This is a genomic window from Streptomyces sp. NPDC002467, assembly GCF_042889825.1.
Classification (GTDB): domain Bacteria; phylum Actinomycetota; class Actinomycetes; order Streptomycetales; family Streptomycetaceae; genus Streptomyces.
Map to the genome: position 1 here is coordinate 170095 of NZ_JBIARJ010000002.1, position 18821 is coordinate 188915.

18 protein-coding genes are annotated in these 18821 nt (G+C 73.3%); 6 read left to right on the forward strand and 12 right to left on the reverse strand.

Going from position 1 to position 18821, the window contains the following annotated elements; all coding sequences use genetic code 11:
- Nucleotides 1–110: 110 nt before the first annotated feature.
- From egtD to egtA, 4 genes are read right to left on the reverse strand one after another with little or no spacing between them, the layout of a single operon-like run.
- Complete coding sequence (egtD, locus tag ACFYYJ_RS04130) at nt 111–1100, reverse strand: L-histidine N(alpha)-methyltransferase (RefSeq protein ID WP_389128273.1); 990 nt, start codon at nt 1098–1100, stop codon at nt 111–113.
- Nucleotides 1097–1855, reverse strand: a complete 759-nt coding sequence (gene egtC, locus ACFYYJ_RS04135) for an ergothioneine biosynthesis protein EgtC (RefSeq protein WP_385128006.1) — start codon at nt 1853–1855, stop codon at nt 1097–1099. The genes egtD and egtC overlap by 4 nt, the downstream gene beginning before the upstream one ends.
- A complete protein-coding gene (gene egtB, locus ACFYYJ_RS04140) occupies nt 1855–3243 on the reverse strand; it encodes an ergothioneine biosynthesis protein EgtB (protein WP_385128007.1) in 1389 nt (462 codons plus the stop codon). The genes egtC and egtB overlap by 1 nt, the downstream gene beginning before the upstream one ends.
- Nucleotides 3240–4532: an ergothioneine biosynthesis glutamate--cysteine ligase EgtA gene (gene egtA, locus ACFYYJ_RS04145; RefSeq protein ID WP_389128276.1), complete on the reverse strand. Its 1293-nt coding sequence runs from the start codon at nt 4530–4532 to the stop codon at nt 3240–3242. Before egtA ends, egtB begins: the two co-directional genes overlap by 4 nt.
- Nucleotides 4533–4652: 120 nt before the next feature.
- Here egtA and ACFYYJ_RS04150 point away from each other — a divergent pair, with 120 nt between their 5' ends.
- Nucleotides 4653–5624, forward strand: a complete 972-nt coding sequence (locus ACFYYJ_RS04150; RefSeq protein ID WP_389128278.1) for a TIGR02452 family protein — start codon at nt 4653–4655, stop codon at nt 5622–5624.
- A gap of 85 nt (nt 5625–5709) precedes the next feature.
- On the opposite strand, the gene ACFYYJ_RS04155 is transcribed toward ACFYYJ_RS04150, so the two are convergent.
- The 7 genes from ACFYYJ_RS04155 to ACFYYJ_RS04185 all read right to left on the reverse strand — a co-directional run bounded on the left by ACFYYJ_RS04155 (nt 5710) and on the right by ACFYYJ_RS04185 (nt 11290).
- On the reverse strand, nt 5710–6174 hold the full coding sequence (locus tag ACFYYJ_RS04155; protein WP_385128010.1) for a type II toxin-antitoxin system PemK/MazF family toxin: 465 nt from the start codon (nt 6172–6174) through the stop codon (nt 5710–5712).
- Between the two features lie 10 nt (nt 6175–6184).
- Nucleotides 6185–6586 carry a hypothetical protein gene (locus tag ACFYYJ_RS04160; RefSeq protein WP_389128280.1) on the reverse strand — a complete coding sequence of 134 codons (402 nt, stop codon included), beginning with the start codon at nt 6584–6586 and terminating at the stop codon, nt 6185–6187.
- Nucleotides 6587–6685: 99 nt separating this feature from the next.
- A complete protein-coding gene (locus ACFYYJ_RS04165; protein WP_385128012.1) occupies nt 6686–7087 on the reverse strand; it encodes a DUF4440 domain-containing protein in 402 nt (133 codons plus the stop codon).
- Between the two features lie 33 nt (nt 7088–7120).
- Nucleotides 7121–7789, reverse strand: a complete 669-nt coding sequence (locus ACFYYJ_RS04170) for an O-methyltransferase (RefSeq protein WP_385128013.1) — start codon at nt 7787–7789, stop codon at nt 7121–7123.
- Between the two features lie 97 nt (nt 7790–7886).
- A complete protein-coding gene (locus ACFYYJ_RS04175; protein ID WP_389128283.1) occupies nt 7887–9092 on the reverse strand; it encodes a serine hydrolase domain-containing protein in 1206 nt (401 codons plus the stop codon).
- 114 nt (nt 9093–9206) lie between these two features.
- Entirely contained in the window at nt 9207–9902 is a 696-nt protein-coding gene (locus ACFYYJ_RS04180; protein ID WP_389128285.1) for an alpha/beta fold hydrolase, read from the reverse strand.
- A gap of 104 nt (nt 9903–10006) precedes the next feature.
- Entirely contained in the window at nt 10007–11290 is a 1284-nt protein-coding gene (locus ACFYYJ_RS04185; RefSeq protein WP_389128287.1) for an MFS transporter, read from the reverse strand.
- 303 nt (nt 11291–11593) lie between these two features.
- On the opposite strand from ACFYYJ_RS04185, the gene ACFYYJ_RS04190 reads away from it, so the two are divergent.
- From ACFYYJ_RS04190 to ACFYYJ_RS04210, 5 genes are all read left to right on the forward strand, one after another.
- Nucleotides 11594–12658, forward strand: coding sequence for a LacI family DNA-binding transcriptional regulator (locus ACFYYJ_RS04190; protein ID WP_389128289.1), 1065 nt, complete (start codon nt 11594–11596; stop codon nt 12656–12658).
- A gap of 654 nt (nt 12659–13312) precedes the next feature.
- Nucleotides 13313–14512: a thiolase family protein gene (locus ACFYYJ_RS04195; RefSeq protein ID WP_385128018.1), complete on the forward strand. Its 1200-nt coding sequence runs from the start codon at nt 13313–13315 to the stop codon at nt 14510–14512.
- Between the two features lie 161 nt (nt 14513–14673).
- Complete coding sequence (locus tag ACFYYJ_RS04200) at nt 14674–16113, forward strand: aldehyde dehydrogenase family protein (RefSeq protein WP_389128291.1); 1440 nt, start codon at nt 14674–14676, stop codon at nt 16111–16113.
- A 30-nt stretch (nt 16114–16143) separates the two neighbouring features.
- The gene (locus ACFYYJ_RS04205; protein ID WP_385128020.1) at nt 16144–16560 is read left to right on the forward strand and encodes a thioredoxin family protein; all 417 of its coding nucleotides are present in this window, start codon (nt 16144–16146) and stop codon (nt 16558–16560) included.
- Between the two features lie 41 nt (nt 16561–16601).
- Complete coding sequence (locus tag ACFYYJ_RS04210) at nt 16602–18029, forward strand: dihydrolipoyl dehydrogenase family protein (protein WP_389128293.1); 1428 nt, start codon at nt 16602–16604, stop codon at nt 18027–18029.
- 22 nt (nt 18030–18051) lie between these two features.
- On the opposite strand, the gene ACFYYJ_RS04215 is transcribed toward ACFYYJ_RS04210, so the two are convergent.
- Nucleotides 18052–18804 (reverse strand): SDR family NAD(P)-dependent oxidoreductase, encoded by a 753-nt coding sequence (locus ACFYYJ_RS04215; RefSeq protein WP_385128022.1) that lies wholly within the window; start codon nt 18802–18804, stop codon nt 18052–18054.
- Between the last annotated feature and the right edge of the window lie 17 nt (nt 18805–18821).

The following is an 18821-nucleotide window of genomic DNA, read 5'->3' on the forward strand; positions in this document are numbered from 1 at the left end:
CTGCCGCGGATCCCGCCGGGCCGCTACGCGCACCGGCGGGACCTCGCGGCAGCGGCTCAGCGGGCCGTCACGGCCGCATCGGGCCGGACCGTGCTGCCGGGCATCCCCGCTCAGGCGGCCCGGGCATCGGCGACGACCCCGTCGGCCACCGACAGGGAGAGCGCGAAGCGCCCCGCCGCATCGGTCCACCAATGGGTCAACTCCAGCCCGGCAGCCGCCAGTTCCTTCCGCACGCCCTCCTGACGGAACTTCGCGGAGACCTCCGTCAGGATCTCCTCACCCGCCGCGAACGGCACCACCAGATCCAGCGCCCGGATCTTCACCAACACCTCCGACCGGGCCCGCAGCCGCATCTCGATCCACTCCTGCTCCCGGTTCCACACCGCCACGTGCGCGAAGTCGGCGGTGTGGAAGTCCGCGCCCAGCTCCCGGTCGATGACGGCGAGCACGTTCTTGTTGAACTCGGCCGTCACGCCCTGCGCATCGTCGTACGCGGCCACCAGCGCGGCCTCGTCCTTCACCAGGTCCGTCCCCATCAGCAGCGCGTCCCCGGGCGACAGCATCGCCCGCACGGACGCCAGGAACACCGCCCGCTCCGGCGGAAGCAGGTTCCCGATCGTGCCGCCGAGGAACACCACGAGCCGGGGCCCGGGGGACCGGGGCAGCCGCAGCGCGCTCGTGAAGTCCGCGAGCAGCGCGTGCACCCGCAGCCCCGGATGCTCCGCGAGGAGCGTCTGCGCGGCGCCCCGCAGGGCGCTCTCGCTCACGTCCACCGGCACGTACGTGTCCAGCGCGGGCAGCGCCTCGATCAGGTGCCGGGTCTTCTCCGAGGAACCGGAGCCCAGCTCCACCAGGGTGCGGGCACCGGTCTCCGCGGCGATCTCCCGGGCCCGCTCCAGCAGGATCTCCCGCTCCGCGCGCGTCGGGTAGTACTCCGGCAGCCGCGTGATCTCCTCGAAGAGTTCACTGCCGCGCGCGTCGTAGAACCACTTGGGCGGCAACACCTTGGGCGTGCCCGTCAGACCGTTCAGCACGTCCGTGCGCAAGGCCCTCTCCGCGGCGTGCTCGTCGAGGGTGCGGGTCAACTCGTAATCGTTCACGGGGAGTTCTCCTTGAGCGGGGTCAACTCGACCCGCGTGCGGGTTGCGGTCAGCAGGGTCCGGTCGGGCACTTCGCGCCACCGGGTGTCGTCGTCGTACGGTTCGGAGGCCACAACGGTGCGCCGCGCCTCCGCGTCGGCCAGGTACCAGAGCGAATCGCCCCAGGCCGTCGCGGCGATCGTCACGCCGTCCGTGAGCAGCAGGTTCAGTCGGGACCCGGGCGCGGCCGTGGCCAGCTCCCGGACCGTCTCGGCCAGCGCCGCGCCGGGTTCGTCGCCGGCGCGCAGCCGGTGCAGGACCAGCGCCCAGACCAGCGCCGAATCCGTGCGCGCGACCAGCCGCAGCAGTTCCCGCGGCGGCAGCACCGCCGCGAGCGGGGCCGCCGAGTCCGGCCAGTCCCGCAGCGCGCCGTTGTGGCTGAACAGCCACGGCCCCTCCGCGAACGGCGCCGCGGCGGCCTCTCCGTCGGCCCCGGGGCGCGTGGCGTCCCGTACGGCGGCCAGCAGGGCCCCGCTGCGGACCACGCGGGCCAGATCGGCGAAGCCCGGGTCGCCCCAGATCGGCGCCGCCCGCCGGTAGCGGGCCGGGACCGGGTCGCCCTCCGCGTACCAGCCGACGCCGAAGCCGTCCGCGTTCACGGTGCCGTACCGCTGTCGGCGCGGCTCCCAGGACTGGCGGACCAGCGCATGCTCCGGCTCGCTCAGCACCCTCCCGAGCGCCACGTCCGGGCCCAGATAGGCGAGGTGGCGGCACATCAGGCGTCCCTCGCGGTCCTGAAGCCGGAGAAGATCTGCCGGCGCACCGGCAGGTCCCAATTGCGGAACGTCCCCCGGCAGGCCACCGGGTCGACCGCGAAGGAACCGCCGCGCAGCACCTTGTGCTCCGGGCCGAAGAACACCTCCGAGTACTCCCGGTACGGGAACGCGCGGAATCCCGGGTACGGCAGGAAGTCCGAGGCCGTCCACTCCCACACGTCGCCGATCAGCTGGCGCACCCCCAGGGGCGAGGCGCCGGCCGGGTAGCTGCCCGCACGGGAGGGGCGCAGATGGCGCTGGCCCAGATTGGCGTGCTCGGGCGTCGGATCCGCGTCGCCCCAGGGGTAGCGGGTCGAGCGGCCCGTCGCCGGGTCGAAGCGGGCGGCCTTCTCCCACTCCGCCTCCGTGGGCAGCCGCCGGTCGGCCCAGCGGGCGTACGCGTCGGCCTCGTACCAGCTGACGTGCAGCACCGGCTCCTCGTCCGGCACCGGCTCGTCCGTCCCGAAGCGGCGGCGCAGCCACTGGCCGGCCTCTTTGCGCCAGAACAGCGGGGCCTCGATGGAGTGCTTGCGTATTTGCTCCCAGCCTTGCGGGAGCCACCAGCGGCGCTCCCGGTAGCCGCCGTCCGCGATGAACTCCTTGAAATCGGCGCAGGTCACCGGGACCGTGTCGATCCAGAAGGGTGCCAGGTCCCGCTCGTGCGCGGGCCGTTCGTTGTCGAGCGACCACGGCTCCACCGAGGTGCCCATGGTGAACGGGCCGCCGGGCATCAGGACTTCGGCGGCCGTCGGTGCCGGACCGCGCGGTGGTGCGGGATCGGGTGCGGTCAGCGCCGGCGCGCCCCGGCGCAGCTGATGCGTGATCAGCATCGTTTCGTCGTGCTGTTGTTCGTGCTGGGCGATCATCCCGAAGACGTAGCCGGAGTCCAGCAGCGCCGTCCCCTCCATCGGGGTGCGCTCCAGCAGGTCGAAGACCCGGCCGCGCACCTCGGAGGCGTACGTGCGGGCCTCCGCGGGCCCCAGCAGCGGCAGCTTCGGCCGCTCCGCGCGGGGATGCTCGAACGCGTCGTAGAGCGGGTCGATCTCGGGGCGCATGGACTCGTGTCCGGCCACGTTGCGCAGCAGCCAGAGTTCCTCCATGTTCCCGATGTGCGCCAGGTCCCAGACCAGTGGCGACATCAGAGGGGAGTGCTGGGCGGTGAGCTCCGCGTCGCTCACCGAGTCGGTGAGCGTGGCGGTGCGCAGCCGCGCGGCGGTCAGGGCGGCGGCGGCCCGCTCCCGCAGGGACTCCGCGGACTCCTGGGGCCTCTGGGATTCCGCGGGCCTCGTGGACTCCGCTGACCCCGCCGGTTTCGTGGACCGCGGGGATGGTGTGGATCCTGCCGTCACTGTCGGGCCTTCTTCCCGGTGGGCTGGGGTTGGGGCTGGTCGTCGGCCGGACATCGGCCGCGCAGGACGTACCGCTCGGCGAACGCGCCGACCGTGTCCTGGACGTGCGCGCTCGCCCCGAGCCGGGGCAGCGCCTCCACGGCCGCGCGGAAGCATGCCGTGGCGGCCGTCCGCAGCTCGGGATCGGCCAGGGCGTGCCGGGCGGCGGACCGCCACAGCGGATTGCGGGGCGCGGGCCCGGGTCCGTACGCGTCCGCCAGCGCCTTCGACGCCCGGTAGGCGGTTTCGGCGGCCTCCGGATCGTCGAACAGCGCGTGCACCACGGCCACCGGTACCACCCAGCCGTCGTCCCCGGGCTGCGCGTCGATCATGCGCAGTTCCAGGTGGCCGCGGGGCCTGACCGGCGGGAACAGCGTGGTGAGGTGGTAGTCGAGGTCCTCGGCCGTGGGCCCGTGCAGCCCCCGGCGGCCGTCCTGGCGCAGCCAGTCGCGAAAGGTCATGCCGTTCGGCGCGGTCCAGGACTCGCCCTCGTAGGACCGTACGCACATCACCTCGGTGTCCAGCGCCTGCCGGGTCCACGCGGCCCGCGGCTCGACGTCGAGCGGCGGCGCGAGCGTCCGGCGGCCGTCCAGGTCGTTCCAGACGCCCTGGCGGGAACAGCGCCAGCCGGCGTACGGGCCTTCGCGCGCGGGGGAGTTGGCGAACGCGGCCACCAGGACCGCACCCAGCAGGTGCGCCAGCCGCCAGCGTCGGCCGTGCCCGAGGAGGCCGGGCTCCTCCTGTCCCGCGTCGACGCAGACCTGCACGGAGGCGGAGGCGCGCATCATGGCGCGGCCGGCCGGACCGGTGCGGTCGAAGTAGGCCTCCATGGCGTCGTAGCGCGGGCTCGACAGCAGCCGTCGGTAGGGGCGGCGGGTGTCGTGGCCGAGGCCGCGCAGGACCAGTCCTTCGTCGAGCAGGGCGGACCGGACGGCGGTGAGGTCGGACCGCAGGCCGTCCACGCAACCGGTCAGCGAATCGGCGGGCGCCGAGCTGAACTCCAACTGGCCGCCGGGTTCCACGGTGATCCGGGAGCCGAGAGGGAGGGCGCGGGCGGCGGCGTGCGCGGCCCGCAGCCGCTCCGGGGCCACGGGCTGCTCGGGCCGTTCGGCGTCCACGAGCAGCCATTCGAGTTCGGCGCCGACCAGCCGGGGCGGGCCGGTCTTGAAGCAGATGCCGTGGATCAGCTCCTCGGCCTGGGTCTCGGTAAGCGGTGGGTCCGCTGTGGCAGCGGGCGAGTCGTGGGGCATGACGAGGTCCTCGTCTCCTGTCGTCGGCCGTGACATCACCCGTGCCTACCCGTCTCATGGGCACCCATGCTTGCGGGAAAATGCGTTGCCGCCGGTTCGACGGGTGCCGAGGATGGCGGCGTGAGCAGCAGATTGCGCGAGATCGCGCGGGAGAACGCGGAGATCGTGGCGGCCGGCGGCTACCGGACGCGGTCGGGGCGGCACGTGGCGTTGGCCGCCGCCTTGGGGAAAGCCAAGGCAAAAACCAGAATATATGGACCGAACCGAGTCATTCCAGACGAGGAAATCCTCCGCGGACGCGCCGCGACGGCCATCGAGGTCACGGGGGAGAGCAGTACGGTCGCGGCCCGCAGGCTCGCGGCGGACGGTCTGGAGCCGGCCGCCCGGGCACCCCGGGTGGCGGTGCTGAACTTCGCATCGGCCCGGAATCCCGGGGGCGGCTACGTTCGCGGGGCCAAGGCGCAGGAGGAGGTGCTGTGCCGGGCCTCGGCCCTCTACGAGACGCTCCTGGAGGCTCCGGAGTACTACGAGGTCCACCGCGCGGAACGCAGCACCTTCTACACCGACCGGGTGATTCACTCGCCCGGAGTGCCCGTTTTCCGCGACGATCGCGGCGCACTCCTGGAGACCCCGTTCCTGGCCGGTTTCCTCACCTCGCCGGCCCCCAACGCGGGCACGATCCGCCGCCAGGAGCCGGACCGGGTGGGAGAGATCCCGGAGGCGCTGGCCCGGCGCGCGCGGCTGGTACTGGAGGTGGCGGCGCACGAGGGGTACCAGCGGCTGGTGCTGGGGGCCTGGGGCTGCGGGGTCTTCCGGAACGACCCACAGGAGGTGGCACGGGCCTTCGGGGAGCTGCTGACGGGGAGGTTCTCGGGGGTGTTCGAGCGGGTGGTCTTCGCGGTACTGGACCGGGACCCGGGACCGCGGACGGCCTTCGAGCGGGCGTTCGAGGGTCATCCGGGGTTCGAGCGGCCCGGGGCACCCGGAGGGTCCGAGGGGACCGGAGCGTCCGGAGGGCCCGGCCCGACACGGGGGCCAGGGACGACCGATGAGGCAGCACGGTCCGGGGGACCCGGACCGGTCGGGGGCTGACGTCCGCCGGGGGCTCACGTCGGACAGTGGCCGAGGTGGACGCGCCGTGCGTGCGGCCCCCGCCCCCCGGCCCGTCCGGCGGCCGCTACTGCCAGCCGTAGCGCTCGCGCAGCCGGTCCACGACCAGCTGGAAGCGCCGCGGGTCCAGCGCACAGGCCTCGCGCCGCATCCCCGTCTCGTGCACCCGCAGCACCCGGTCGACGTCCACCCAGGACTCCCGGCCCGCGCTGTCCCAGGGCCCCGTACCGATCGGGACCCACTCGCGGTCGCTGTCGTGCCGCTTGCTGGACAACTGCACGGCGAGCAGCGTCCGCCCGTCCGCCTCACGCGCCACGACCAGCACCGGCCGGTCCTTGCCGCGCCCGTCGTTCTCCTCGAACGGGACCCAGGTCCACACGATCTCGCCCGGGTCCGGGTCCCCGTCGTGGTCGGGCGCGTACTCGGTCCGCACCGGCCCGATGGCGCGCGGATCGGCCTCGACGGTGGCGTCGGCCCCGTCACGGCCGGGCTGCTCGGTGTATCCGTTGCTGTGATGCGAAAGTGCCGTCATTCGGGCGAGATTACTGGGTCCACCCGTGCCGCAGCACGCGGTGGCCGAGTGTCGGGGACAGTCGCCTGATCGTCCGCGGATGGCGCGTCACGCCTGTGTAGGTCTCGGCCTTGTCGCGCTGGACGGCGCTGATCACGGCCCCGGCCGCCCGCGCCGCGCCGATCTCGCCGCGGCCCCGGCCCCGCGTCATGTCCGTGTCGACCAGGGGCAGGACGGCATCGATGACCCGGACGCCCGGGGCCGAGTCCTCGCACTGGTGGCGCAGGGCGCGGCTGAACGTGCGCAGCGCGCCTTCGTGGCGCAGTAGACCGGGGCCGAGCGCTTGGGGGCGATGGCCGGCCGCACCGATGCCGTCGTCGGCAAGCGACCGCCGTACCGCCGCCACGAGCGTCGAACTCGCGAAGTCATCCATCAACCGCGCCGTTCCGTCTCCTACAGGGCAAGCCATGCCCGGTGCGGTCGGGGCGTCTTGAACGATCACGCCACCCGTCGCCGGCGGACGACGGCCCGTCTACGCGGGGTCGTACCAGGAGAACGCCGAGATCCGCCAGCCGTCCGGCGTGCGGACGAACTGGATGGCCTTGGTCCCGCCGCCCTCGAACGGCTCGCCGTCCAGGATCCCGGACTTGCGGTACTGGCCGAACCGCGAGGCGATGTCACCCGCGATGTCCGTCCGCTCGGAGGTCTCCCACTCGGTGAACTCGGTCAGCCGGCCGTCGGCCAGCAGCCGTTCACGGGGCTCGATGAACTCGTCCACGGTGTACGCCGTGAACCCGGGGCCGGTGCTGACGATCACGCAGCCCGGGAGGACCAGCCGCCGGATCCGGGCCACGTCGGCGGGCTTCCCCCCACGGTTGTCGAAGGCGCCGAAGAACTCGGCTGTGAGCGCGTCTATTTCGACCTTGGACGACATGGGGGGAAGGTAGCACCGCGGGGTGCTCGGGGATCAGTCCGTGACGAGGGCCATGACGAAGCCGTCGTAGCCCTTGCCGCCGACCGTCTGCAGGGCGGTGGCGGTCAGCCGGGGGTGCTCGGCGATGAGCTCCGTGAAGCGGCGTACGCCCTGGACCCGGGGGTCGGGGCTGGCCGGGTCGACGACGGCGCCGTCGCGCACGACGTTGTCGCCGATGATGACGCTGCCCGGGCGCGTCAGCTTCAGGGCCCATGCGAGGTACTCGGGATTGGACGGTTTGTCGGCGTCGATGAACACCAGGTCGAACGGCTCCGCGTCCGCGAGCTGCGGGAGGAGGTCGACGGCCCGGCCCCGCCGGATGTCGACCACGTGGCTCAGCCCGGCACGGGCGACGTTGGCGGTGGCGATGTCCGCGCACCGTTCGTCCACTTCGAGCGTGACGAGCCGTCCGCCCTCGGGCAGCGCCCGGGCGAGCCAGATGGTGCTGTAGCCGCCCAGCGTGCCGATCTCCAGGATGGTACGAGCGCCTCTGATCCGGGCCAGCAGGTGCAGCAGCTTCCCCTGGTTCGGCGCCACCTGGTGGGCCGGCAGCCCGGCGGCGTCGGCGTCGGTGTTGGCGGCCGCCAGGGCCTCGTCCTCCTCGACCAGCAGTCCGTCGAAGTACGCGTCCACAGCCGTCCACGTCTGCTCGGCCTCGTACATGGTGCCCCTCCCCGATGTCAGTTTCCAGAGGGAACTTACATCAGGCCGCCCATTGTTCTCAACGGTCTGTTGAACGGGGGAGGGGGTCGGCTCCCGCTCAGCGCATCTTGAGCGAGTGCCCGGGGGCGAGGGTGTCCGAGATGCGCTCGGCGATCGGCTGGGCCGAGTTGCCCGCGGGGCTCTTGGGGCCCTGCGTCACCGTCACCGAGATCGCGAGCTTCTTCACCGGCAGGTACGCAGATACCGCCGCGTAGCCCGAGAACGAGGGGTTCGTCAGGGTCCAGCCGTTGAGGACGATCACACCCAGACCGAAGTGCTGGGCCTCCGTGTTCGTCAGCAGGCAGACGGTGGCCGGGCAGGTGGCCGTCGGGTGTCCCAGACCGATCGTGCCCGGATCGAGCTGTGTCTTGAAGGACTGCTCGGACAGCAACTCCCCGGTGCCGACTCCGCGCGCGGACCGGTCGAGGTCGCAGATGTTCTGTACGAGGACCGCGCCGGGCGCGGTGGTCCACGAGGGGTTCCAGAAGGTGGACTCCTCGTACTTGCCCCGCTCCGAGGTGAAGGCGTGCAGGGCGGGCTCCGGGATCCGAGGCGTGTACTGGTTGCTGGTCTGGCTCAGCCCGAGCGGGTTCATGATCTGCTCGGTGAGCAGCCGCTCCAGACCGACCCCGCTGATCTTCTCCAGCGCGGTGCCCAGGAGGGCGAAGTTGGCGTGCGAGTAGCTCCAGTTCGTCCCCGGCTGGTAGAGGAGCGGCTTGCTCGTCGCGTAGCTCGTGATCTGGTCCGTCGTCCAGTGCCGGAACGGGTGGGACTCCAGCTCGGCGAGGAAGGCCGGGTCCGTGACGTAGTCGTGCAGGCCCGAGGTGGAGCTGCCGAGCATCCGCAGGGTGATCTCCGAGCCGTGCGGCAGGTCCGGCAGCCAGCGCGACACCGGGTCGTCGAGCTTGGCCTTGCCCTGCTCGACGAGGCGGAGCAGGGCGATGCCCATGTAGACGATGCCCACCGAGCCCGTGCGGAAGTGCATCGACGGCTCGGCCGGGACGCCGGTCATCGATTCACCCAGAGCCGTGGTGAGCACGTCCTTGCCGTCGGAGGAGACCCGCAGGACCACCGAGTTCAACCCGAACTCCCGCTGGGCCTTCTGCGCGATGGCCAGGACCTTCGCGGCGTCTCCCCGCGCGGGGCCGGGCGAGGTCACGCAGGCCTCCGTCGCCGCCGAGGCCGGGCCCGCGACGGTCGCGGCCGGAAGGGCCGCGCCCAGCAGGCCGGCGATGCACAGCAACACCGTACGCGTGCGTTTCACCCTGCCAGTGTGGAGGGGTACCGCGCACGGCGCACGCCGGCCCCGGCCGGGCTTCCCGCCGCCCCGTCGGTCGGACCGTACGGGGGCGGCGGGAGTGGGGCGACGGGAGGGGGATCAGATCCAGCCCTCCAGCGAGGCCATGAATCCGTCGAAGTCGTCGCGGTGGATGGTGTGTCCGGCCCCGGCGACCGAACGCACTTCGAAGCCTCGGCTCTTGAGCAGCTCGGCGCGCTCCTGCGAGATGATGAAGCTGGGATCGGCGAGCTGTACGAGCGAGGGGACAACCGGCCCGGCCGGCATCAAGTCGGTGCCGAGCAGCGGGGCGAGTCCCAGTGCGGTGCCCTCGTCCCACACCGCGAGCGTCGCAAGCTCGACGTCCACGTCCGCCTCCTCCCAGCGCGGGTTCATCCCCTGGATCTGCTCCCTGGTGGCCGACTTGAACTGCGCGAACAGCTCCGGACCCAAGCCCTCCTGAGGCGAGGCGAGGTGCCAGGCCGGGTCCGAGAACACCGCCCGGCGCGGCCGCAGCCGTTCCACGGCGAGCGACAGGGTCAGGCCGCCCAGGGAGTGGCCGATGGCGAGCTCCGCACCGGCGGGCAGGCTCTCGACCAGGTCGTCCGCGTAGCGCTCCGGGGTGTACTCGCCGCGGCCGCTCGCCCCGTGGCCCCGCTGGTCCACGGCGATGACGCGGTAGCCCCGGTCGGCCAGCGCGGGTCCCACCCGGCGCCAGGTGCGGTGGTCGGCCATGATGCCGTGGATCAGGAGGGCGACGCGGTCTCCCTCGCCCCAGGTGTGGGTGTGCAGCTGCACGGTGGTGCCTTTCTGTGCTGATGTGCGATGTCGGGCCGTGTCGTACGGGTCCGTCGGTCGGGCGTTCGTGCGTACCTGCGTACCTGCGTACTTGCGTTCGTGCGTCAGCGCACGCTGCGGATCGGCTTCACCGCGAGGGCGCCCGCCACCGCCAGCACGGCCGCGACGATGAACAGGGCGGTGTAGCCGCCGCTGAGCGAGACGACGACGGAGGCGACGAACGGCGCGATGATCTGCGGGCCGGCGTTGGCGATGTTGAGCACGCCCATGTCGCGGGCCGCGTCCTCGGCGCTGGGGAGCACCATCGTCACGAGCGCGGTGTCCACCGCCATGTAGCAGCCGAACGCGAGCCCGTTGACGGCGGCGAAGGCCAGCATCGCGGTCCAGCTGGTCGACACCGCCGGGATGACGAGCGCGACGGCCGACAGGAGGGCGGAGGCCCCGACGAACAGCTTGCGGCGGTCGAACCTGTCCGACAGGTAGCCGCCGAGGACGGTGGAGACCACCATCGCCACGCTGGTCAGCGGCATGAGTACGGCCACCGCGGACTCGGGCTCCATCCCGTCCGGCAGCACGGTGTGGTCCTGGAGGATGTACAGCTGGTAGCCGGTGACCGCGAAGTACCCGAGGACGAGCAGGGCGCGCCCGATGAAGGCCCACCGGAAGTCGTGGTCCTTCAACGCGCCCACGAAGGCCGCAAGTTGTTCCTTGACGGGCATGGGGGCGCGGGCCGGCAGCCGCTCTTCCCGGGTGCAGGCGGTGAAGAGGACGGCGGCGCCCGCGACGAGCGCGCCGAAGACGAGGTACCCGGTGCGGTAGTCATCGGAGAAGGCCGCGCCGACCAGCGCGCCGATCGTGGAGCCGAAGGGCAGGCCGAGGCCGACGGCGGCGGAGGCCTTGCCCCGGGCCGACATGGGCACGCGGTCGGGGACCACGGAGGTGATGGCGGCCTGGTAGACGTTCATGACCGCCTGGCCGAGACACCAGACGATCGTGATCAGCAGGATCGTGTTCGCGAGGCCGAGCAGGAACATCGCCGGTATCGCGGCCAGCCCGCCGCCGAGGATCCAGGGGTTGCGTCGTCCGCTGCGGTCGGAGAGGGCGCCGGCGACCGGGTTGAAGACCGTGGCGAAGATCGCCGAGACCCCCGCGATCAGGCCGAAGTTCGCGACCTTGTTCGCCGGGTCCACGTCCTCGACCTGGAGGGCGAGCAGGACGCTCGCGACACCGATGTAGAGGGCGTACATGGCGGTGTTGCCGACGAGCAGCAGGGGGAGCAGGCCGCGTCCGGGGCGGCCGGACGGGGAGGAGGCGTCGGCTGACGTGTCGGCGGACGCGTCGGAGGTGGCGGCGCTGGTGGTGCCGGAGCCGGGGGAGGAAAGGGCCACGGTGCCCTCCTGGGCGGTGAGGGTGCGGAAGGGTGCGGATGGAGGGGAGTGAGGGGTGGTGCGGTGCGGAGCGGCGCGATGGGGGTGGTCGCGGTGAGGGGTGTGCGCGCCGCCCTGCCGCGATGGCGGGGTGCGAAAGGAACGCGACAGGACGGCGGCGCGGGACACGGCGGAACACCACTGTCAGGTGAGATGTCACGCCGTGGTTACACGTGTCAATGACTCGTGTAACCACTGTGTACCATCCGTTTCCGGCCATTCGCTAGCCCCTGGGCGCAACAGGTCTGGAAAGATGCCACGGCAATGTCTGAGTCATCGAAGTCATCGAAGCCGTCCGGTTCCCCGCAGTCGCCTTCGTCGCCGCCCCCCGTCCCGACCAGCGCCGACGTGGCCCGGCTCGCCGGAGTGTCGCGGGCGACGGTCTCGTACGTACTGAACAACGCCGAGGCCGTGCGCATCAGCGAGCCGACCCGCCGAAAGGTGCGTGAGGCCGCCGAGGAACTGGGCTACGTCCCGCACGCCGCCGCGCGCAGCCTGCGGGCCGGACACACCCGGATCGTGCTGCTGCCCACCCCGAACGCTCCGATCGGGCCGCTGTACAGCGCGTTCCTCAACGAACTCCAGAGGGCCCTGCGCCGCCTCGACTACACCGTGGTCCAGTACGGGAGCCTCGGCCTCGACGGGGACGAGGCGGCCCGTGCGTGGGCGGAGCTGCGGCCGGTCGCGGTGATCTCGCTCGGCGAGACCACGCTCACCGCCCGCGGGGTCGCCACCCTCAAGAGGGCCGGGGCGCGCGCGGTCATCACGATGGGGCCGGACCGGGTCCCGGGGGCGCACGCGCTCGTCATGAACCAGGAGGACGTCGGCGCGCGGGCCGCCGCGCACCTCGTCGATCGGGGCCTGCGGCGGATCGGTGTGATCGTTCCGCGGGAGGAGGGGCTGGAACTGTTCTCCGTGCCCCGGCTGGCGGGTGCCCGTTCGGTGGCGGGCGCGGAGGTCGAGGCCCTCCCGATGGCGTACTCCGAGGAATCGGCCGGCGCGCTCGCGGCGCGGTGGCGGGGGCTCGGGCTGGACGGGGTGTTCGCGTACAACGACGAGTACGCGATGTTGCTGATGCGGGCCTTCCAGGACGCGGGGCTGAGCGTGCCGGGGGACGTGGCCGTCATCGGGGCCGACGACCTGCTCCTCGGGCGGCTGCTGCGGCCGCGGCTGAGCACGGTGCGGATCGAGATGCCGACGGGTGGGCACCTGGCGTCGCTGGTTGACCGGGCCGTGCGGGAGCCGGCGGGGCCGGTGGGGCCGGTGGGGCCGGTGGCGGAGCGGGAGGATCTGATGGCGGCGGTGGCGGTGCCGCGCGAGTCGACCTGACGGTCGGTGCCCGTGGGGTTTGCCTGGGGCGGCCTCTGTAGTGCGGGCCGGTTGCGCGGGGCTCCGCCCCGGACCCCGCGCCTCAAACGCCGGCGGGGCTGGGATGGTGCTGCTCGGGCCGGCGGTCCGGTGCGGGCCGGATGCGCGGGGCTCTGCCCCGGACCCCGCGCCTCAAACGCCGGCGGGGCTGGGATGGCCTGCCGGAGCAGGGATGGCTGGGGTGGCCTGGCGGGGGGCTGGGATGGCCTGCTGGAGCTGGGATGGTCTGCCGGGGCGGGGATGGCCTGCCGGGGCTGGGATGGTCTGCCCGGGCGGGGATGGTCTGCCGGGGCAGGGATGGCGGGCTGGGGCAGGTATGGCGGGCCGGGGCCGGGGCCGGGGCCGGGGCCGGGGCAGGGATGGTCTGCCCGGGCGGGGATGGTCTGCCGGGGCAGGGATGGCGGGCTGGGGCAGGGATGGCGGGCCGGGGCCGGGGCCGGGGCAGGGATGGCGGGCCGGGGTTGGGTGGGGAGGGGGCGGGGGGCCGTTGACAGGGGATGAGGTGCGGACGGAGACTTCGGGCGCGCCCCACCGGGTGCAGCCGGCGTCGTGTTCCGGTGCCCACACCGGCGCCGGGGCGCTGCCGGCCGTACGGATCCGCCCAGGAGAGACCCCATGAGCATCCGCACCGTCCGCGACGTGTACGTCGTCGACGCCGTCCGCACCCCGATCGGCAAGTTCGGCGGGGCCCTCGCCGGAGTCCGGCCGGACGATCTGGCGGCCCACGTGGTCCGCGCGCTGGTGGACCGTACGCCCGAACTCGACCCGTCCCGCATCGACGACGTCGTCTTCGGCGACGCGAACGGCGCCGGTGAGGACAACCGTGACGTGGCCCGCATGGCGGTGCTGCTGGCCGGGCTGCCCGTGAGCGTCCCCGGGGTCACCGTCAACCGGCTCTGCGGATCGGGACTGGAGGCCGTGGTCCAGGCCGCCCGCGCCATCGCCGTCGGTGACGCCTCCGTCGCCATCGCGGGCGGCGTGGAGTCGATGAGCCGCGCGCCCTGGGTGGTGCAGAAGCCCGAACGGGCCTTCCCCGCCGGGCACCAGCAGATGTGGTCGACCACCCTCGGCTGGCGGATGACCAACCCGCGCATGCCCGAGGAGTGGACCGGCTCGCTCGGCGAGGGTGCCGAGCTCATCGCCGACAAGCACGGCATCACCCGCGAGGCGCAGGACGCCTTCGCCCTGGAGAGCCACCGCAAGGCCGCGGCCGCGTGGTCCGCCGGACAGTACGAGTCCGAGGTCGTGCCCTACGCGGGCGTGGACCTGCTGCGCGACGAGTGCATCCGGGAGGGTTCCACGCCCGAGGCGCTGGCCCGGCTGAAGCCCGCCTTCCGGACCGACGGCACCGGTACGGTCACCGCCGCCAACTCCTCCCCGCTCAACGACGGCGCCGCCGCGCTGCTGCTGACCGACGAGGCGGGACTCGCCGCCACGGGACGCGAACCCCTTGCCCGGATCAGTGCCTCCGCCGTCACCGGCATCGAACCCCAACTCTTCGGCCTGGGACCGGTGGAGGCCGTCCAGCGGGCCCTCGCCAAGGCCGGGCGCGGCTTCGCCGACCTCACCACGTTCGAGCTCAACGAGGCTTTCGCCGCACAGGCGTTGGGCTGTCTGGCGGCCTGGCCGGAGCTGGACCCGGCCGTGGTCAACCCGCGCGGCGGCGCCATCGCCCTCGGCCATCCGCTCGGCGCCTCGGGGGCCCGGCTGGCGGGCTCGGTCGCGCACCAGTTGGCGGCGGCCGGCTCCGGAACGGGCATGGCGGCGCTGTGCATCGGCGTCGGGCAGGGCATCGCGCTCGTCCTGGAGCGCTGAGCCCGTCGGCTGACGCGGGGCAGGCGATCATTTCCGGTCACCGGGGAATGTCAACTGCCCAATAACTGAACAGATGTGGAGCCTCCGGTCTGGCACGATGGCGCGTGCTGCCGCCCCCCGCGTACCCGTCGCACGCCCATCCCCACCGGAGGCCCCGAGCCATGCCGCTCCTCGACCCGACGCTCTGGCAGGACGGACCCACTCTCACCGGCGGCGCAGCCCCGGTCGTCGAACCCGCCACCGGGCGCACCCTCGCCACCCTCGACCTCGCCGCGCCCGCCGACGTGGCCGAGGCCGCCGTACGGGCGCGGGCAGCCCAGCGCGACTGGGCGCGTGCCACCCACCTGGAGCGGGCGGCGGTCCTCCGGCGCGCCGGGGACCTGTTCGCGGCCCACGCCGACGAGTTGGGCGAATGGCTGGTCCGGGAGTCCGGGTCGATACCCGGCAAGGCCGGCTTCGAACTGCACGTCGCCGCGCAGGAGTGCTACGAGGCGGCCGCGCTGGCCTCCCGCCCGACCGGCCAGGTGCTGCCCAGCGAGGCGCCCCGGCTCTCCTTCACCCGCCGGGTCCCGGCCGGGGTGGTCGGGGTCGTGGCCCCGTTCAACGCCCCGCTGATCCTGGCGATCCGCTCGGTCGCGCCGGCGCTGGCGCTCGGCAACGCGGTGCTGCTCAAGCCGGACCGGCGCACCGCCGTGTGCGGAGGGCTCGCCCTCGCCGCCGTGTTCGCCGCCGCGGGACTCCCCGCCGGGCTCCTGCACGTCCTGCCCGGGGGCGCCGAGACGGGAGCCGCGGTGGTCGCCGACCCGCGCGTCAGGGTGGTCTCCTTCACGGGATCGACCGCCGCGGGCCGGACCGTCGGCGAGCTGGCGGGGCGTCACCTCAAGCGCGCACACCTTGAGTTGGGCGGCAACTCCGCCCTGGTCGTGCTCCGTGACGCCGACGTCGAGGCCGCCGTCGCCCAGGCCTCCTGGGGCTCCTTCTTCCACCAGGGCCAGATCTGCATGACGGCCGGGCGCCACCTCGTGCACGCCTCCCTGTACGACGAGTACGTGGAGCGTCTCGCCGCGCGAGCCGAGGCCCTGGCCGTGGGGGACCCGTACCGCGAGCAGGTCCACCTGGGCCCGCTGATCGACCGCGCGCAGGTGGAGCGCGTGCACGCCCTCGTGGAGGCCAGCACCGAGAACGGCGCCAAGCTCGTCGCGGGCGGTACGCACACGGACCTCTTCTACCGGCCGACCGTGCTGGCGGGCGTCGGCGACGACACCCCCGCCTACGCCGAGGAGGTCTTCGGCCCGGTCGCGCCCGTACGGTCCTTCGCCACGGAGGAGGAGGCCGTGGCCCTGGCCTCGGCGGGGCCCTACGGCCTCTCCCTCGGCATCGTGACCCGGGACGCGGGGCGCGGGCTCGACCTGGCCGAACGGATCCCCACCGGAATCGCGCACGTCAACGACCAGACGGTCAACGACGAGGCGGTCGCGCCCTTCGGCGGCGTGGGCGCTTCCGGAACCGGTGCGCGCTTCGGCGGCGAGGCCAACCTGGACGCCTTCACGGAACTGCGGTGGACCACGGCCCGCACCACCCCGGCCGGCCACCCGTTCTAGCCGGAATGCCCGGGGCCGGTTGATGGTTCCATGGGCAGAACAATCAATCAGGAAGGTCCGAACACCGTGGCTACAGTCGAGCTCACCAAGGAAAACTTCGACCAGACGATCAGCGAGAACCCGTTCGTGCTGATCGACTTCTGGGCGGGCTGGTGCCGGCCGTGCCTGCAGTTCGCCCCCGTCTACGACAAGGTCTCCGAGGCCAACCCCGACCTCGTCTTCGCCAAGGTGGACACCGAGGCGCAGCAGGAACTGGCCGCCGCCTTCGAGATCACCTCGATCCCGACGCTGATGATCGTCCGGGACCAGGTGGCCATCTTCGCCCAGCCCGGCGCGCTGCCGGAGGCGGCGCTGACGGACCTGATCGGACAGGCCCGCGGGCTCGACATGGACGAGGTGCGCGCGAAGATCGCCGCCTCGCAGCAGAACGGCACGCCGGAAGCCTGATTGCCCACCGCGGCCGCCGTCCGGCGGTGACACTGGTCCGTATGACCGAAGCGGTGGAGTACGACGTCGTGGTGCTCGGCGGGGGACCGGCCGGCGAGAACATCGTCGACCGGACCCGGGCCGCCGGGCTGAGCACGGCCCTGGTGGAGAGCGAACTGATCGGCGGGGAGTGCTCGTACTGGGCCTGCGTGCCGAGCAAGGCCCTGCTGCGCCCGGTCCTGGCCCGGGCCGACGCGCGCCGGGTTCCGGGTCTGGCGGGCGCCGTCGCGTGGCCGCTGGACACGGAGGCGGTGTTCGAGCACCGCGACTACTGGACGGGCAACTGGAAGGACGAGGGCCAGATCGACTGGCTCGACTCCATCGGCGCCCACGTCTACCGGGGCCACGGCAGGCTCTACGGGGTCCGCAAGGTGGCCGTCACCAGCCCCGAGGGCGTGCACCACGTCCTCTCGGCCCGGCACGCGGTGGTCGTCGCCACCGGTACCCGCGCCGTCGTCCCCGACCTGCCCGGCATCGGCACGGCCGGCCCGTGGACCAGCCGCGAGGCCACCTCCGCGCGCCAGGTGCCCGGACGCCTGCTCATCGTGGGCGGCTCGGTGGTGGCCTCCGAGATGGCCACCGCCTGGCAGGGCCTCGGATCGCAGGTCACCGTGCTCGTCAGGGGCCCGAGGCTGCTGCCGCGCATGGAGCCCTTCGCGGGGGAGATGGTGGCGGAAGCGCTCCGCGAGGCCGGCGCGGAGGTCCGTACGGGCGTGAACGTCGAGGCGGTCGTACGGGACGGCTCCACCGGCCCCGTCACGGTGGTGCTGGAGGGCGGCGAGACCCTGTGGGGCGACGAGCTGCTGATGGCGACCGGCCGCGCGCCCCGCACCGACGACATCGGGCTCGACACCATCGGGCTGCCCGCCGGGGAGTGGATCGGGGTCGACGACAGCTGCCGGGTACCCGGCCACGACTGGCTGTACGCCGTCGGCGACGTCAACCACCGCGCACTCCTCACCCACCAGGGCAAGTACCAGGCCCGGATCGCGGGCGCCACCATTGCCGCCCGCGCGGCGGGCACCCCTCTGGACACCGGCCCGTGGGGCGCGCACACGGCCACCGCGGACACCCGGGCACTGCCGCAGGCGGTCTTCACCGACCCGGAGGCCGCGGCCGTCGGCCTGACCCTCGCGGAAGCCGAACGGGCCGGACACCGGGTGCGGGCCGTCGACTACGACATGTCCAAGGTCTCCGGCGCCGGCCTGTACGCCGACGGCTACCGCGGCCGGGCCCGGATGATCGTGGACCTCGACCGGGAGGTGCTGCTCGGGGCGACCTTCGTCGGCCCCGGCGCCGCGGAGCTGGTCCACGCGGCCACGATCGCGGTGGCCGGCGAGGTCCCGATCGCCCGGCTCTGGCACGCGGTCCCGGCGTTCCCGACCATCAGCGAGATCTGGCTGCGCCTGCTGGAGGAGTACCGGGGCTGACGGGCGGTGCGGCGGGGCCGTCTCATGTGCGCAGGTACGAAGCCCCGTTGACGTCGAGCACCGTGCCCGAGCTCCAGACGGCCTCGGGGGAGGCCAGGTAGAGGACGGCCGAGGCGATCTCCTCCGGGGTCGCCACCCGCCCGAAGGGGCTCTGGGCACGGATCCCTTCGCCCTCCGGGCCGCCCAGCCGGCCCGAGACCCGTTCCGTGGCGACGAACCCCGGGGCCACGGAGGCGACCGCGATGCCGTGGGGAGCGAGGGAGACGGCCAGGGACTGCCCCAGCGCGTGCAGCGCCGCCTTCGTGGCGCCGTACGCGGGGTGGTCGGGCTCGCCCCGGAAGGCGCCGCGCGAGCCGACGTTCACGATGCGGCCCGCCCGGCCCGCGTCGATCATGCGGCGTGCCGCGCAGTAGCTGAGGTTCGCCGCACCGAACAGGTTCACCGCCGCCGTGCGCTGCCAGGCCTCCTGCCAGTCCGCGTACGAGGTGGTGGGCAGCGGGTGGGCGACCATCACCGCCGCGTTGTTCACCAGGACGTCCACCCCGCCGAGCGCCTCGTCGGCCTCGCCGACCAGGGCCTCCACGCGCGCCGGGTCGGCGAGGTCACCGCTGACGAGCACGTGTCCGTCGCCCGTCAGCGCGGCCAGGGTTTCCTCGGCGTCGGCCTGTCGCGCGGAGCAGTGCACCGCGACCCGGTCGCCCCGCCGGGCGAACGCGGCGGCGACGGCCCGCCCGATGCCCCGCGAGGCCCCCGTGACCAATACTCCTCGGCTCATCCGCCGCTCCTCCCGTC